The sequence below is a fragment of the Candidatus Microbacterium phytovorans genome (assembly GCA_029202445.1).
GTDB classification, from domain to species: domain Bacteria; phylum Actinomycetota; class Actinomycetes; order Actinomycetales; family Microbacteriaceae; genus Microbacterium; species Microbacterium phytovorans.
The window spans coordinates 2,817,290-2,832,288 of record CP119321.1 but is presented as its reverse complement, the minus strand read 5'-3'; the positions used below and the strand labels follow the sequence as shown (position 1 = coordinate 2,832,288).

Sequence of the window (14,999 nt, the reverse complement as noted above, 5' to 3'; positions counted from 1 at the left end):
TTTTGCGCAAGATGGCCCCGCAAAGTTGCGTATCGCACGCGACAATGGCGCGTTGCGCATCTTCTCTCGCGGATCTCGGGCATACACTGATCGCCATGAACGGTGTGCAACGTCGCGCGAAGATGCTCGACCTCCTGGCCGCACGCGGCCCCCTGACCGTCGAAGAGTTCGCCGTCCTGCTCGAAGTGACCGAGTCGACCGTGCGGCGCGACCTGCAGCGACTGGCGGTCTCGGGCGCCGTCACCCGCACCCTCGGCGGGGCGATGCTGCCCGGAGCCGGTGTGGGTGAGCAGACTCTCGCGCAGCGCGCTCAGGAATACCGAGCCGAGAAGGATGCCATCGGCCGCTGGTGCGCCGACCTCGTCGCCGACGGGGAGACCATCATGCTCGACGCGGGCACCACGACCGGACGCGTCGCGGCTGCCCTCAGGAACCGTTCATCCCTCACCGTCATCACGAGCGGGGTGACGTCATTGCTGGAACTGGCATCCGCCACCGACGTCGAGGTGATCCTCCTCGGCGGCCGCCTGCGCCACATCAGCCAAGGACTCGTCGGAGCCATGACCGACCTGACGCTCTCCCGCGTCACCGCCGACCGCGTGTTCCTCGGCGCCGACGCGATCCACGCACAGCTCGGCATCTGCGAAGCCGACCTCGAGCAGACACGGACCAAGGAGCTCATGGCGCAGCGCGGACGCGACGTCTACGTGCTCGCCGACTCCTCCAAGCTCGGCCGCGCCCCCTTCGACGCCTGGGCGCAAGTGGGCACGTACACGCTCGTGACCGACGGGAACGCGACCCCGGAGCAGCTGGAGCCCTTCCGCGATGCCGGCATCCGCGTGGAGATCGCCACGGGAGCCTGAAGCGAGGCCCGGGCGCCCGGATACAGGCAGATTCGAGCGCCGCATGCAGCGGCGATGCCGACACGGCCGGTTCCGCCTGTACCCGGTCCGCCGGCGTGACGCGGCGTCGCCGCAGGCTGGGGCTCAGGCGTCGGGAGAGACCAGCCCGTCCTCGACGGCGCGGCGATGCAGATCGACCTTCGTCGGTGCGTCCCGACCGACCAACGAGTATCGCCGCCGGATGCGGCGGAGGTGGTCGAGGACGGTGTCGCGTGACACGAAGAGAGCAGCGGCCACCTGATCCGCGGTCTGACCCGAGGCGTATCGGCCGAGCACTTCCGCCTCACGCGAAGTGAGCTGCGCGTCGACGAAGCTCCGATCACCGCTGAGCGCAGCGGCCCAGTCGGGAGTGGCGACGGTCTCGCCCGCCAGCGCCACCTCGATCGCTCGCACGATCCGCGCCGGCGGCTCCGACTTCCGCAGCATTCCGGCCACCCCCGCCCGCGCGGCTTCGCGCACGAGGGCGGCGTTCTCACCACTCGTGAACGCGAGCACGACGGCCCCCGATGCGGCGAGGGCCAGGACGTTGTCGCGCGGAGACGAGTCGTCAGCGAGTTGGAGGTCGAGCAGCACGACATCGAAGCGGCTCCCGAACTGCAAGAGCGCCGTCACGCTGCCGGCGGCGCCTGTGACTCGCATCGAGGGCTGCGCGTTGATGATCGCGGTCACGCCCAGCACGATCCACGGGTGGTCGTCGACGAGTCCGATGCGTGCACTCATGCGATCCTCCCGGCTCTCCTGCCGTGACGGTATCGCGCCGACCCGCAGATGCGACAGTCACCCGGGCCGCTCGGCCACTGGAAGCAGTGGCTGCCGCGTCAAGAAGGGGGTGGGATGCCGGGGCGACGACGAAGGGCGCCCCCGGGAGGAGTCTCCGGGGGGCGCCTTCGTCACTTCGACGGTCAGACCTTCTCGACCTCGCGGCGGCGGGCCAGCAGGACGATCACGCCGAGCGCGACCGCCGCAGCGCCGACGAACGCGGTGCCCCAGCCGATGACCCCACCGGTCACCGCGAGGGCGCCGTCGGGACCGTCCGACTCACCCCCGACGCTACCGGGCGTCGTGGGCGTCGGCTCCGGCGTCGGCGCGACCGTCTCCGAGGGCGTCGGCGTCGGAGTTTCGCTCGGCTCCGGCGTCGCGGTCGGGGTCGGGGTGGGCGTCGGCTCCGGCGTCGCGGTCGGAGTCGGAGTCGGCGTCGGGGTGGGGGTCGGCTCGGTGGTGCCGGTCACCGGCACGTCGAGCGCGGCCGAAACACCCGCCGGGGCGGTCGACGAGAAGGCCGAGTACACCTGGCACGGCACGCCGCCGACGATGCCCGGCGACTGCACCCAGTGGAGCTGATCGGCCGTCGCACCCACGCTCTCGGCGCCCACGGTGACCGTGTGGTCTCCGGCCGCGCTCCACGTGAGGCACAGGTCGACACTCACCGTCGCCCCCGCAGCCGCGTCGATGAGGAGTTCTCCGCCGCTGTAGGTCGCGGCATCCGCCGACGTGGCGCACACGGCCACGGTCGCACCGGGGGCGTCGATCGTGATCGGCAGGCCGGTGACGTTCGTCTCCAGCGTGATGCGCACCTCCTCACCGACCGCGACCGCCGTCTCGCCGCCGGCAAGCTCCAGCGTCGGGTTCAGCACCGGGTCGGCGGGGATCGAGTCGAGCATCGCCTGCTGCTGAGCATCGGTCAGGTTGGTCAGGCAGAACCGCTGGACGTACACGGGCAGATCGGACATCTCGTCGGAGACGCACCAGATGGCGCGCTGGCGCGTCTGACGCTCCCGGAGTGTTCCGTTCGCCGTGAGATGCGCGCCGTCGCTGTCGATCATGCGGATCTCGGTCGTGAGGAGGTAGCGGATCAGCCGCTCCTGATCGGCCGACAGTCGCGGGTTGGTGTCGAGGTCCTCCATCCCGGGCACGACGACACCTTCCTCCGTCAGTCGTCCCGACGCGTCGGTGGTGGAACAGGTGTGTGAGGTGAAGTCCGTGCAGTACATCCACTCCGAGACCGCGCCCACGCCCTCGACGTAGCGGGTGCCGCAGATCGGGGGTGCTGTTCCGTTCTCGCCCATGACGTCGTAGAGCACGACCATCCGACCGGCGTTGTAGTCGGTGAGACGCTGACCGAACACGCGCGAGAGGTCACTCACAGGCCCGCTCGCCGCGCGCGGATTGGAGGTGGTCGACCCTTCGCACAGCGGTGCGGAGAACGGTGCGGACACGGCGGGCTCAGGAACGGCGGCGGTCGCGGTCGTCGCGAACGCGAATGCGCTGGTGACGATGGCCGCGACGGCGGCCAGCGCCGCGAACCGGCGCAGGGGATTTCGATGGGACTTCACGGGTGGCTCAGACTTCCTCGCGGGACAGATGCGGATGCCGGGCGAGGTGACTCCGCCGCCCGGGCACGGGAGATGCCGCGCCTCCGCTCGAAAGCGGGCAGGCAGAACGTTCCCCCGCGGCGACACTAAGCAGGCGGCGGCGCGGAGGCCCCCTCCGCGGCGGAGAAACCACTGGTTCCCGTGGGTGAACGCGTGCGAGCGCCGCGAAACGGGGCGGACTGGGCATTGGGGGCACCAGACCGCCCCGCGCCGGCGATGGGGGTCGCCGGAGTGATCCGGGGTGGTTCAGGGCGAGTGAATCTCGGTATGACGCGAGTCACAAGATCTGCCCGACGAAACCCCTCGAACCGGGGGATTCCGGCCTCGGGCCTGAGGCGTCGATCCATCCGTTCCTAGGATCGAGCCACGCCCTCACTCCTGAAGGAGGCCTCATGGCCACCAGCACATTCGCGGGCCCCGTCGACTACGCCGTCTTCGCCTTCCCGCTCGGCGCACCGCTCAGCACCGGCCTGTCCGCGGTCGCCGCGGCAGTCGCCGCCGGCACGATCGAACTCCTCGACATCACCGCCGTCGCTCTCGACCCGGCGGGACGCCCGACCACCGTGCATCTCCACGACCTCCAGGAACCGGGGGGCATCGACATGCAGCTCTTCGAGGCTGCGCAATCCGACCTGCTGGATGCCGAAGACCTCCACGACATCGCCGTCGAAATCGCGCGCGATCAGTTCGCCCTGGTGATCGTCTACGAGGATCGAAGCCTCGCCGTCGCCGCGCACGCGTTCGCCCGCATCGGGGGCGTCGAGATCTTCTCGGGCGGCGTTGACATCGCCGACCTCCACCGTGCCGTCGGCGGGGAGGAGGCCCCGTGAGCCTGCTCCGCACCGCCGCCCGCGCGAGCGTGGCCACACGGGTGATCGGCAGCACCCACCGCCGGCAGCAGCAGCGGTGGGCGGCGCTCGACGCAGCTTCGGCATCCCCCGTCTCCGCCGTCTCACCTGTGACGACAGCCGACCCTGGCGCTCCGCCGTCGACAGCGGAGGTCATCCAGCAACTCACCCAGCTCACGCACCTCCGTGAGGCCGGGGCCCTCACCGACGAAGAGTTCGCATCCCAGAAGAAGCGGCTGCTCGGCGCACCCTGAGGCCGTAACCGGGGGCTCGCGCTGCGCGTGCCCCTTTCCGGAGCCACCGCATCGAGTGGTCACACGGCCGCAGCCGTCGTCGCGCGGGGGCCGCAGGTCCCATACTGGGGAGCGATACAGAGGCGAAGATGCTGGGGGCGCGCCGATGGACAGCAGGATGCCGGTCTCCACCGAGAGACTCGCCAGATTCGACCGCACCCTAAGCAGACTTCTGGGCCTCGCCGGTGTGCTGATGGTGGGCTATTGGTGGCTCGTCGAGTACTTCGAGCGCCCCGGTGAGCGTGTGGACGCCTGGCTCTGGGGACACGCGCTCCTCGCGCTGCTGTTCGTCGCCCTCGCCGCCGCACCCGCTCGGTTCCTCACGTGGCGCGTGCTCGACGCGCTGTGGCTGTTGATCCCCGCCCTCGGGGTCGCGCTGCAACTCACCGCCTTCATCGCATCCTCGGACATCGGCCATTCACCTGATGCCGAGATCTGGGAGACGACCTGGATGCTGACGGCGGTCTACCTCTGCCTGCTCGCTTTGCGCTGCCCCGGACCAGGCACAGCATCCATGGAACGACAGCTGGTTCGCGTCAACGCCTTCGCCGCCGTGCTGGCGCTGACCCCCGCCCTCGGCTTCTGGCTGGGTCATCACCACGTGCCGCCCATCATGCTGGTGCTCACGGTGGTGCAGTTCATGAACGTGACCTATGTCATGGTCTTCGTCCTCTATCGCTCGCGCATGGTCGCTCACTTCGCGCTCCAGGAGAGGTGGGAACGGCGTGCTCGAGACGCGACCGCCGCAGAGGCCCGCATCCGAGGGGAGCGCGCGCAGGCACGACACGCGCACGATCACGTGCTCGGCGCTCTCAACGGAATCGCACTGTTCGGACGGCAGGATGCCGTCGCGCTCCCGCCGGACGTCGTCTCGATGGCCGAGCGGGCACTGCACCTGCTCGACGCGCAGACGTCCGACAGCGGTGACGATCTCGTCGCCGTCGAGGCGCGACGTGCGATCGTCGACCAGGCCCGCTCGCTCGGCGTGACGGATGTCACGGTCAACGTCGCAACCGCAACACCGGCGGGCGCACCGGTCGTGAACCTCGCCGCAGACGCCGTACACGCCATGCGCGAAGCGATGGCGGAGGCGATCCGCAACAGCAATCGTCACGCGCCCGGCCATCATGTCTGCGTCACGGGACGCATCGGTGCGGGAACGATCGAGGTCAGTATCACCGACGACGGCCCCGGCTTCGAGCCCGAGAGCGTCCCTGCGGACCGATTGGGCGTCAAGGAGTCCGTCCTGAGGCGCATGCGCGACGTCCCCGGCGGCGACGCCCGCATCGACAGCGCACCCGGCCGGGGAACGAGTGTGCTCCTGCACTGGGAGGTCCCGCCACATCGGGCCGACGGCCGGTCGGCGGGCCCGAGCGTGGGAGAGATCGCATGATGACGATCGCCCTCATCGGGCGCCGAGCACGCCTCCCTTTCCTCTGGGTGACAGCAGGACTCGTCGCCGCGCCTCTTACGGGCGCCCTGCTCAAGGGCACGCTGCAGCAAAGCGAGAATTGGCCGCTCTGGCTCGCGTTCACGGGGTCGATCATCGGTGCGGTGGGACTGCTGCTCCCCTGGGAGCTGCGCCTGCACCGTCAGCCACGACTGCGCGAGCTCCTCATGCTCGCCGGCGCGGCGATGGCCTCCTCCGTCCTGCTCCTCTTCGATACCCCTGCGTACGAGCCGGCACTGTTCACCGCTGCGGTCTTCCTCTGCACGATGGTCATCCTGTTCGGGCATGGGGTGCTGGGCGCCTCTATCGCCGCGATCCTCCTCGCGCTTCGCAGCGTGGCGGCGGCGGTGCGCGTTCCCGATGCGCCACCCACCCTCTTCGTCGATCTCTATCCGATCTTCATCATCGCCCTCGCGCTGACCTGGCTGGCCTACGCCCGACATCTCGCACGCCGGGAGGCCGGTTTCCGCGCGAACGCGCGCACCGAACTGCGGGCACTGCAAGAGCAGGAGCGCCTGCTCGCCGACCTCCGGATGAGGAACTCGATCGTGGCATCCGGCGCCCATCATGTGCTCGAGCGCCTCGTGCAGACGCGGACCCTCACCCCCGAACTCGAGCGGGAGGTGCGAATGGCGGAGGCTGCGCTCCGCGACCACCTCCGCTGCCCGCGCCTCAGCGAACCCGGACTCACCGCCGAGATCCGCGCCGCACGTCGCCGCGGCGTGGAGGTGCTGCTGCTCGGAGAAGGCGACACCGACCGTGAGACCATCGGACGCCCTCTCGCCAGTGCGCTCGAACAACGACTGCGCACGACCGACGCCGGAGAACGCGTGACGATCCGTCTCCTTCCCGAGCACGACGACGCGGAGGTATCCGTCGTGATCGACTCCGCCCACGAAGGCGCCTCCCCCTCCACAGCCGAACCGCTCCGGCTCGACCCCCACGGACGGGCGCTGACGACTCCGCAGGGCTGACCTGCGTCGGCCCTTCGCGGCCTCACTCGCCGGGGCGATCCCCGTGGGCTGGCGCGAGCGCGTCTGCACGCGTACGCCGCGGCCACGCGACAGCGGTTCCCACCGAGAGCGCGGCCGCCGCACCCAGCGCCCACCAGGGCAAACCGGGATCTGCGGCCTGCGGCGCGAGGGCGCGCGCGGCCGTGTCGCCCCTGGCATCCGCGACCCGCTCGCCGCGGACGAGGAGCCGGTGGGTGTTGACGCCGATCGGTGTGCAGGTCAGGAGCGTGACGTAGTCGCGCCCCGGCACTCGGCGGAGGGCATCACCGTCACGAGGGTCGACCGTGAGGATCTGATCGATCCGATAGGTGAGGGTCCGGCCTGCGACGTCGATCGCGAAGGTGTCGCCCGCCTCGAGCTCGTTCAGGTGTGTGAAGAGGGTGGCTTCGGGGAGTCCGGAGTGGCCCGACAGCACGGCATGACTGCCGCGGCCGCCGACCGGCAGCGAAGAACCATAGAGGTGGCCCACGCCGCGCGCGAGGGTGTCGGCATCCGTCCCGTGCGCGATCGGGAGGTCGACACCGATCTCGGGGATGCGCAGCCGCGCCATCGTCGGGGAATCGCCGAACCGCAGGAGCGACAGGTACTCGTCGCGACCTTCTTCGACGGACGCGGCCGTCCCGTCGGAGGTGAGGAGGAACGGGTCGCGCAACGGACCTTCCGGGAGACGGGCGTTGTAGTCCTGAGCGGCGTCGACGGCGCGCGTCAGGGCGCTGTCGCCCGCGGCATCCACGTCGCTCACGTAGCCGGACACCTCGGTCGCATGCGCGCGGTCGCTGAACCAGGCGGCGGCAGACGGGTACAGCATCGTGCCGGCGCCGAGCACCAGCACGACGGCCGCCACGCCATGGGCCACGGAGAAGCGGCGACGAACCCGCGCGGCGCGCGCGGCGGCGCGGGTTCGCGCGGGTGGAGGCGGCTGAGCGGTGAGAGTCATCCTGGGGTCTTCCGCGTCGGAGGCGTGGGAGGAGGGGGTGGCCGGAGCCACCCCCTCCGGGCGATCGTTCTCAGACGATCGCCCTCGATCGCGGATCGCGGGTCAGGGCCGCGTGCGCGAAGCGAACGAGCGTCGGCGCAGCACCAGGAGGAGCACGCCGCCCGCGATCAGCGCGAAGCCGAACACATACAGCAGGCCCGTGCCCGTGCCACCGGTCTGCGGCAGCTCGAATCCGGCATTGTGCGCGACGTTGACGACCTCGAGGTCGACACCCACCGCCGAGGTCGCAGCCGTGACGGTGAACGGGATCGGCTCAGCCAGCAGCTCGAAGCCCGAGGGAGCCACCGTCTCGACGAGGTAGTAGCTGAGGTAGCCGGGGTCGCCCGGGGCGACGGTGGCGTCGCCCGCGAAGTCGCTGTAGCGCAGCCCCGAGAGGGTCAGCGTGCCGTCGGCGGCGGTCACGGTGAACGTGGTCTGTCCGCCCAGACTCACGGGGTTGGTCTGCGCGGCCGCGTCGGCGGCCGAGGTGAACACCTGGAAGCTCGCTCCCGTGAGAGCGTTCGTGCCGTCGGTCTTCTCCAGCGTGATGCCACCCCAGCGGGTCTCCGGCACGTTGGTCTCGACGGGGCCGCCCGGCTCGCCCGGCTCGATGTCGAAGCTGGCGGCGTTCGGGTACACGAGGGCCTGGTTCTGGATCTCGCCGACGGTGTTCACCGTCGTGACGACGTCGACCACGACATCGGCGGTGTTGTTCGCAGCGAGCACGGCGCGTCCGGCGGCCGTGAACTCGACGGTGACAGCATTCGACGCGTCATGGGTGACGGTGTAGTGCGTACCTTCCGTGATCGTCGCGCCGTTGCTCAGCGTCACGAGCGTGTCGACGTAGTCGAGGCTCGCATCGAGCGGGTCGACGATCTTGTAGCCGTCGATGACGGACTCGTTCGGGATGCCGGCCGTGATCGTCCACACGACCTCGTCGCCCAACTGGATGGCATCCAGGTCGTCGACCGTCTTCGCGGCTTCGGTCAGCGAGTTCTTCGGGTAGACGTGGACGTCGTAGATCCAGGTGTCGGAGTCGGTGGGGTCGGTCAGCGGCACGGTGATCAGGAACGGTGCCGCGGGCGTCACTCCCGACGGGTGGGCCGTCTCCTGCACGAGGTACAGGCCGACCGGGAGGCTGCCGAACACGGCGGTGCCGTCGGTGGCGGTGACCTGCGTGGTCGCCGCGCCCAGCGTGAAGCCGGCGTCCGTCACCGAGCCCTCCGCGTCGGAGGCGTCGAATTCGCCCGCCAGATCGGCGGCGTCGGCCCACCCGGCATTCGTGGAGAGGTCGATGGGGTTCACGGGACGGATCTCGAAGGTGACCCCGGCGAGCGGTGTCAGCCCGCTGGTGTCGACGACGGTTCCGTTGTTCGGGAGCCCCGTGGCCGCGGCCGGCTTCTCGAACTTGTGCACCGTGATCGACCCGGTCTGATCCGGGTCGACGAGCGGGGCGGCGTGGGCGGGGGCGGTGAGGCCGATCATCGCGACGGCCGCCAGGGCCGTGGCGGTGATCGTGGCGCGGACGGCGCGCCGGGTGAGGCTGTGCACGGACGTCTCCTTCTCAGGGGGTTCGGGTACTGCTGGTTCGGGTACTGCGGGTTCGGTTACTGCGGGTTCGGGTACTGCGGGTTCGGGTACTGCCGGTGTCGGGTCAGGAGGAGCGTCGGATGCCGCGGGTTGCGGACCGTCGGCGAGCGCTGGCGATCAGCAGCACGCACAGCGCTGCGAGGAGGAGGCCGCCGCCCACGAGGTACAGCGGTGCGGTGCCGGTGCCGCCGGTCTCCGGAAGGTCGAGAGCAGGCACGTCTTCGACGCGGATGATGGGAGCGTCAGCGGAGCCGACGAGGGTGACGTTCGAGGAGGCGCCGGCGCCGAGCGTCACGGTGCCGTCCGTCGCGAGCGTGAATGCGACCCGCTCGGCGAGCAGCGAGAAACCGTCGAGCGCGCGCGTCTCCTCGAGCCAGTAGGCGCCCGGAGCGAGCGAAGCGACGAACTCCCCCACGGAACCCGGGCCGCTCGTCGGCAGGTCGGCGATCACGGGCGTGCCGCCGACGGGCGCGGAGAAGATCGCCCAGCGAGAGCCGTCCATCAGCACGATCTCGCCGGAGTCGTCCAGCCCGACCTTCTGCACACCGATGTCGAACACGCGAGTCTTCACGACGTGCGTCGTCGTGCAGCGCAGCTTCTGCACGCAACCGTCGCTCATGACGATGTTCATCAGCTCCGCGTCGCCGTCGTCGGTGGCCGTCACGGAGTACGTCACCGTCGCCGTCTGCCCGACGGCGAGGTCGCCTGTCCACGACAGCGTCGATGTCGACGCGTCGAAGGATGCCGTGCCCGACGAGGCGGTCACCGTGCCGTCCCACGTGGCCGCGTCGAGCACGCCGATCAGCTCGTCATCGAACGACGCGCCGGTCACGGCCCCCGTGCCCACCTGGGTGACGGTCACCGTGTAGGTGACGGTGTCCCCGACGAAAACGTCGGTGGCGTGAGGCGGATCCGCCGTCTTCACCACCGTGTAGGTGCCCACGGGGTGGGTCGTCGTGCACTGCGGCGCGGCGCGGCATCCCTCGCTCGTGACGACGTTGTCGAGACGGTAGTCGCCGCCTGCCGCGAGGGCGGTGCGGTTCTTGACGGTCGCGGTGTAGGTGATCGTCGCCGTTCCGCCGACCGGCAGGGTGCCGCTCCAGGCGAGCGTCGAACCCGAAAGGGTCGCCGTGCCGGACGACGCGGCGATGGCACTGACCGTCGCGTCGTCGAGTACGTCGGAGAGGTCGTCGGTCAACGACGCGTTCGCCGGAGCGTTGCCGGTCTGCTGCACGGTCAGCGTGTAGGCGATGGTGTCGCCCGGCTTCACTGCCGCGCCGGATGCCGGGGCGGAGGTCTTCTGGATCTTGTAGTTGGCGACGGCGGCGACCACGGCGGTGGAGCTGATGTCGACGGGCTGGTAGGTCCAGTCGTCGATGCGCCGGTTGTTGCCCCACGGGTTCGTGGCGCTCTCGGCACAGGGCCACCCGTGTACGCCAGACCCGCCGGCAGGGTTGCTGTTGTACCCCGCGGTGCCGTCCATGACGGGCGGGAGGCACGAAGAGGCGCGCCCCGACGTGCTCAGCGCGGAGTCGTCCCAGTAGAGAGTCGACGTGTTCGCTGCGGGTCCGTTCTTGATGTCCACACGCAGGCCGGCACGGGCCTCGACGTCACCGGAGACGAAGTGGATCTCACCGACGCGCGTGAGCGCGACCTTCGCGGTGAACCGTCGATCGTGCGGGATCGGGTTTCCCGCGCCGTCAAGCCCGTCGAAGGGAACCGTGTGGGTGCCGTCGGCGCTGATCGCGACGGGAATGCGACGATCGAGCGGGCCGCCGTAGGTGCCGTCGGCATCCGCGTCGACGAGGATGTCCACGTTGCCGACATGGTTGACGGAGTCGAAGCTGAACTCACCTTCTCGCGTGAGCGGTCCGTCGGGTGTGAGCACCAGATCGGTGAGCTCCACGGGACGGATCACGGGAGAGACGAAGTGGGTGGTGCCCTGCCCGTCGACGGCGGTCTCGGGCAGGTCGGTAGCCGGGAGTTCGAAGAACAGGTGGTAGGGCGTGCCGCACTCGGCGCCCGACACGACCCGCGTCGGATCGGTCTGGTCGATGCTGCGGTAGGCCGGGGTGCAGGTGCCCGTCTCCACGATGCCGAACTGGTTGGCTCGGAAGCCGCTGTCGATGCCCCGGTAGCCGTAGTGTCGCGCGAAGTACAGGAACCCGGTCGACGACAGGTACCAGAGGTTCACGTCGGCCAGCGTGCGGTTGTACATCGTGTACCTGTCCGACCAGACCCGACCCGGGATGGTCGTGCTGCCGGCTTGCACGTTGATCGTCCAGCGGCTCTGATCCGCGGAACCGGCGATGGCGGGCTGCGTGTAGGTGACGGTCCAGATACCCGCCACCGTCGACGTGAGGTTCGTGCGAGCACACGTCGACCCCACGGCGTTGGCCGACAGGGTGCACGTGGTGACCGTGCCGTCGGGCGCGAGGATGCGGATCGGCTGATTCGACGTGACGCCGAGCGCCTCCTTGACGAAGGTGACATCGACGTTCTCGCTCGCGTTCGCGTAGGCGTAGAACGTGTTGGTGGCGCGGATCGTCGTGTTAGGAGGGTTCACCGAAGCCGTCGCCGGCTCCGAGGGCACCGCCACGACTCCGGCCACGAGCCCCGCGACGGCGAGCGCGACGAGCAGGATGCCACGTCCGCGTCGCCACGGTGTGCGCCGGGAGTGTGGAACGGAGGTCGTCATCATGTCCCCTTCGATGACCAGTGCGTGGATGCCCCAGGAGCGACGGCGACGGCGTCGCGCTCCCCCAGAACAATGCGGGAACCGCACGTCGAAGGCCCCGTTCCGCGACGAACTGGCACGCAAAGCCACTGGTTCTTGCGGTCGCTGCGGTAGTGATGGGGCGCCGGAGGCGCCGGCGATCGCGCGAGTGCGAACCGGAAGACTGCTCCGGCAACCGGAGGTCCGCGGATGGCATGCCATCCGCGGATGTTCGTGGCCGCGAGGCTGCGTTCACCTCATGGCGCCACCGTCACCACCTGGCGTCTGACAAGCTGACGTCGCCGAGATGGTAGAAGGAGCGGATGACATGACAGACCTTCCGGAGCTGGCGGTGTACGTGCTGACGTCTCTCGTCGGCGTCGCTGCGGGAATCGCGTTCGCCGGCCCAGCCGGGGCATACCGCGTCTTCGGCTATGTGTCGGGCCTTCTGACGACGGTTGCCGTCGTGGCGGTCGCCTTCTCCGTGGCGGATCAGGCGCCGTGGATCGGCCCCGTGTACGCGCTCGTGTCAGTACTCACGACGCTGCTGGTCTCGGCTTCCGTGCAGGGTGGTGAGCCCGGACTGCTCGGCGAGCCGTACGGGCGTCGCATCGTGCTCTTGGCATTCCACCGCCGTCGGTTGGCTTCGTTGCGAGCCTCCGCCTCGGACCCGGTCGACGAACCCGTGACAGCCCGCTGACCCGCGCGATGAGGTACCCGGCGGGCGCTCTTCGCCCCCGGTCAGGAGGCGTTCTCGATCAGGGTGAGCTGCGTGCCATCGGGGTCGATGAGGAACCCCGCTCGCTGACCCCAGGGCTGCAGCGCGACCGGCTGCAACCGTGGGCGACCGACGGCCCCTTCGGGCACTCCTGCGTCCGCGATCTGCCGGTAGAGGCTGTCCACGTCATCGACGCGGACGCTGCACATGAAGGAGCTCGCCTCGGGCGCCAGGTCGGGGAACGGGAAGAACTCCAGACGAACGCTTCCGCGCTCGAGGATGAGCCAGGCGTCGTCGCGAAACGTCGTGCTGAAGCCGAACGCACCGTAGAAGGCCGCCGTGACCTCAAAGTCGCGCGAGGGAAGATTCGGCACCGCGTGATCCGTCATCGTCCGTCCTCGGTTGCGCGAAGGAGAGCGGCTCAATAGTAGGGGCCGAGGCAGTCCGCCGCCACGAGCCCGGAGCTACGGCCGCCACCTACACAAAGCGAAAACCCCCGCTTTCGCAGGGGTTCTCATGGCGGTGACGGTGGGATTTGAACCCACGGTAGGGGGTTACCCTACACAACTTTTCGAGAGTTGCACCTTCGGCCGCTCGGACACGTCACCGCCGAAGAGTTTACGTCATCGGAACGGATGCCGCGAATCGCCGCCGTGTCCCCCACCGGGCGTACGGTGATCCCATGGCGGAGCGGATGACGACGTCCCAGCGGATGGTGCTGACGGTGGCGGTGCTCGGGTCGTTCGTCGCGTTCCTCGACGGCACGGTGGTGAACGTCGCGCTGCCGGCGATCTCGCGGGAGCTCGGCGGGGGACTGTCGACGCAGCAGTGGGCCGTCGACGCCTACCTCGTCACGCTCGGCGCGCTCATCCTCGTGGCGGGTGCGGTGAGCGACGCCTACGGGCGGGTGCTCGTGCTCCGCATCGGACTGATCGGCTTCGGGATCGCGTCGGTCGCGGTGGCGCTCGCTCCCGACACGACGCTCCTCATCGTCTTCCGTGCGCTCCAGGGCGCCGCGGGCGCGTTCCTCGTGCCCAGCTCCCTCGCCCTCATCACCGGCACGATGGACGATCCGCTGCGCTCGCGCGCGATCGGCATCTGGACGGCCCTCACGACGAGCGCGATGGTCGTCGGCCCGCTCGTCGGCGGCGTCATCGTCGACAACTTCTCGTGGCGGTGGGTGTTCCTCATCAACGTCCTGCCGATCGGCGTGTGCCTCTGGTTGGTGGGCCGCATGGGCGTCGCCGACGTGCGGGCCCCGGGCGCGCGCGTCGACTGGCTCGGCGCGGCCCTCTGCACCCTCGGTCTCGGCGCGACGGTGTTCGCGCTCATCGAGCAGCCGCACGCGGGATGGGGGGCGCCGTGGATCTGGATGCCGATGGGCCTCGGCATCCTGCTGCTCGTCGCGTTCGTCTGGCGCCAGCGCAGCACGCCGTCGCCGATCCTGCCGCTCGACCTCTTCCGCAGCCGCAACTTCTCCGCCGGCAACATCGCCACGCTCTTCGTCTACGCGGGCCTCTCGCTCAACGGCTTCGTCGTGGCGGTGTACCTGCAGCAGGGCGCCGGCCTCAGCGCCACGCTCGCGGGTCTCGCGAGCCTGCCGACGACGATCGTCGTCATCGCCCTCAGCTCACGGATCGGTGCGCTCGCGGGCCGGCTCGGGCCGCGGCTGTTCATGACGGTCGGGCCGCTGATCATGGCGATCGGCGCGCTCCTGCTGCTCACCGTCTCCGACGACTTCGACTACTGGTTGCAGGTGCTCCCCGGCATGGTGCTGCTGGGCCTCGGCCTCGCCGTCACGGTGGCGCCTCTCACCTCCGCCATCCTCGGGTCGGCCGACCACGGCCGCTCCGGCATCGCATCGGCGGTCAACAACGCGGTCGCCCGCGTCGCCGGACTTCTCGTGATCGCGGCGCTCGCGGCGATCACCGGAGGCGCGCTCGACCTCGGCGGCTTCCACCGCGCCGCGATCGTCACGACGGTGCTGCTCGTGATCGGAGCGGCGGTGTCGTTCGTCGGCATCCGCAATGCGCTGCACCGCGGCGGTGCGGAACCAGCGATCCCGGCCGCGCCGTAGCCGTCGCACGCACGAACCTCGACGTCTGTCGCCGGGGGTGCGAG

General features: G+C 69.9%; 13 protein-coding genes and 1 tRNA gene. 7 read left to right on the top strand and 7 right to left on the bottom strand.

The window, feature by feature from the left end:
* The first annotated feature begins 95 nt into the window (after positions 1 to 95).
* Positions 96 to 863, top strand: coding sequence for a DeoR/GlpR family DNA-binding transcription regulator (locus P0Y48_13455; GenBank protein WEK13447.1), 768 nt, complete (start codon positions 96 to 98; stop codon positions 861 to 863).
* Positions 864 to 986: 123 nt separating this feature from the next.
* Here P0Y48_13455 and P0Y48_13450 read toward each other — a convergent pair whose 3' ends face one another.
* Positions 987 to 1,622, bottom strand: coding sequence for a response regulator transcription factor (locus tag P0Y48_13450; protein WEK13446.1), 636 nt, complete (start codon positions 1,620 to 1,622; stop codon positions 987 to 989).
* 182 nt (positions 1,623 to 1,804) lie between these two features.
* Entirely contained in the window at positions 1,805 to 3,235 is a 1,431-nt protein-coding gene (locus P0Y48_13445) for a hypothetical protein (protein WEK13445.1), read from the bottom strand.
* 431 nt (positions 3,236 to 3,666) lie between these two features.
* Here P0Y48_13445 and P0Y48_13440 point away from each other — a divergent pair, with 431 nt between their 5' ends.
* The 4 genes from P0Y48_13440 to P0Y48_13425 all read left to right on the top strand — a co-directional run bounded on the left by P0Y48_13440 (position 3,667) and on the right by P0Y48_13425 (position 6,839).
* Positions 3,667 to 4,104, top strand: coding sequence for a DUF6325 family protein (locus P0Y48_13440; protein WEK13444.1), 438 nt, complete (start codon positions 3,667 to 3,669; stop codon positions 4,102 to 4,104).
* Entirely contained in the window at positions 4,101 to 4,376 is a 276-nt protein-coding gene (locus tag P0Y48_13435; protein ID WEK13443.1) for an SHOCT domain-containing protein, read from the top strand. The genes P0Y48_13440 and P0Y48_13435 overlap by 4 nt, the downstream gene beginning before the upstream one ends.
* A gap of 157 nt (positions 4,377 to 4,533) precedes the next feature.
* Complete coding sequence (locus tag P0Y48_13430; protein WEK13442.1) at positions 4,534 to 5,808, top strand: ATP-binding protein; 1,275 nt, start codon at positions 4,534 to 4,536, stop codon at positions 5,806 to 5,808.
* Complete coding sequence (locus P0Y48_13425) at positions 5,805 to 6,839, top strand: hypothetical protein (GenBank protein ID WEK13441.1); 1,035 nt, start codon at positions 5,805 to 5,807, stop codon at positions 6,837 to 6,839. Before P0Y48_13430 ends, P0Y48_13425 begins: the two co-directional genes overlap by 4 nt.
* Before the next feature lie 22 nt (positions 6,840 to 6,861).
* Here P0Y48_13425 and P0Y48_13420 read toward each other — a convergent pair whose 3' ends face one another.
* The 3 genes from P0Y48_13420 to P0Y48_13410 all read right to left on the bottom strand — a co-directional run bounded on the left by P0Y48_13420 (position 6,862) and on the right by P0Y48_13410 (position 12,145).
* Positions 6,862 to 7,815 carry a class C sortase gene (locus P0Y48_13420; protein ID WEK13440.1) on the bottom strand — a complete coding sequence of 318 codons (954 nt, stop codon included), beginning with the start codon at positions 7,813 to 7,815 and terminating at the stop codon, positions 6,862 to 6,864.
* 102 nt (positions 7,816 to 7,917) lie between these two features.
* Entirely contained in the window at positions 7,918 to 9,405 is a 1,488-nt protein-coding gene (locus P0Y48_13415; GenBank protein WEK13439.1) for a SpaH/EbpB family LPXTG-anchored major pilin, read from the bottom strand.
* 103 nt (positions 9,406 to 9,508) lie between these two features.
* Entirely contained in the window at positions 9,509 to 12,145 is a 2,637-nt protein-coding gene (locus tag P0Y48_13410) for an LPXTG cell wall anchor domain-containing protein (protein WEK13438.1), read from the bottom strand.
* Between the two features lie 343 nt (positions 12,146 to 12,488).
* Here P0Y48_13410 and P0Y48_13405 point away from each other — a divergent pair, with 343 nt between their 5' ends.
* Positions 12,489 to 12,860, top strand: coding sequence for a hypothetical protein (locus tag P0Y48_13405; protein ID WEK13437.1), 372 nt, complete (start codon positions 12,489 to 12,491; stop codon positions 12,858 to 12,860).
* A gap of 41 nt (positions 12,861 to 12,901) precedes the next feature.
* Here P0Y48_13405 and P0Y48_13400 read toward each other — a convergent pair whose 3' ends face one another.
* A complete protein-coding gene (locus P0Y48_13400; protein WEK13436.1) occupies positions 12,902 to 13,267 on the bottom strand; it encodes a bleomycin resistance protein in 366 nt (121 codons plus the stop codon).
* A gap of 128 nt (positions 13,268 to 13,395) precedes the next feature.
* Positions 13,396 to 13,486: transfer RNA gene (locus P0Y48_13395), tRNA-Ser, on the bottom strand.
* A gap of 74 nt (positions 13,487 to 13,560) precedes the next feature.
* Between P0Y48_13395 and P0Y48_13390 the strand changes: the two genes are divergently transcribed.
* Positions 13,561 to 14,955: an MFS transporter gene (locus tag P0Y48_13390; protein WEK13435.1), complete on the top strand. Its 1,395-nt coding sequence runs from the start codon at positions 13,561 to 13,563 to the stop codon at positions 14,953 to 14,955.
* Positions 14,956 to 14,999 lie beyond the last annotated feature (44 nt).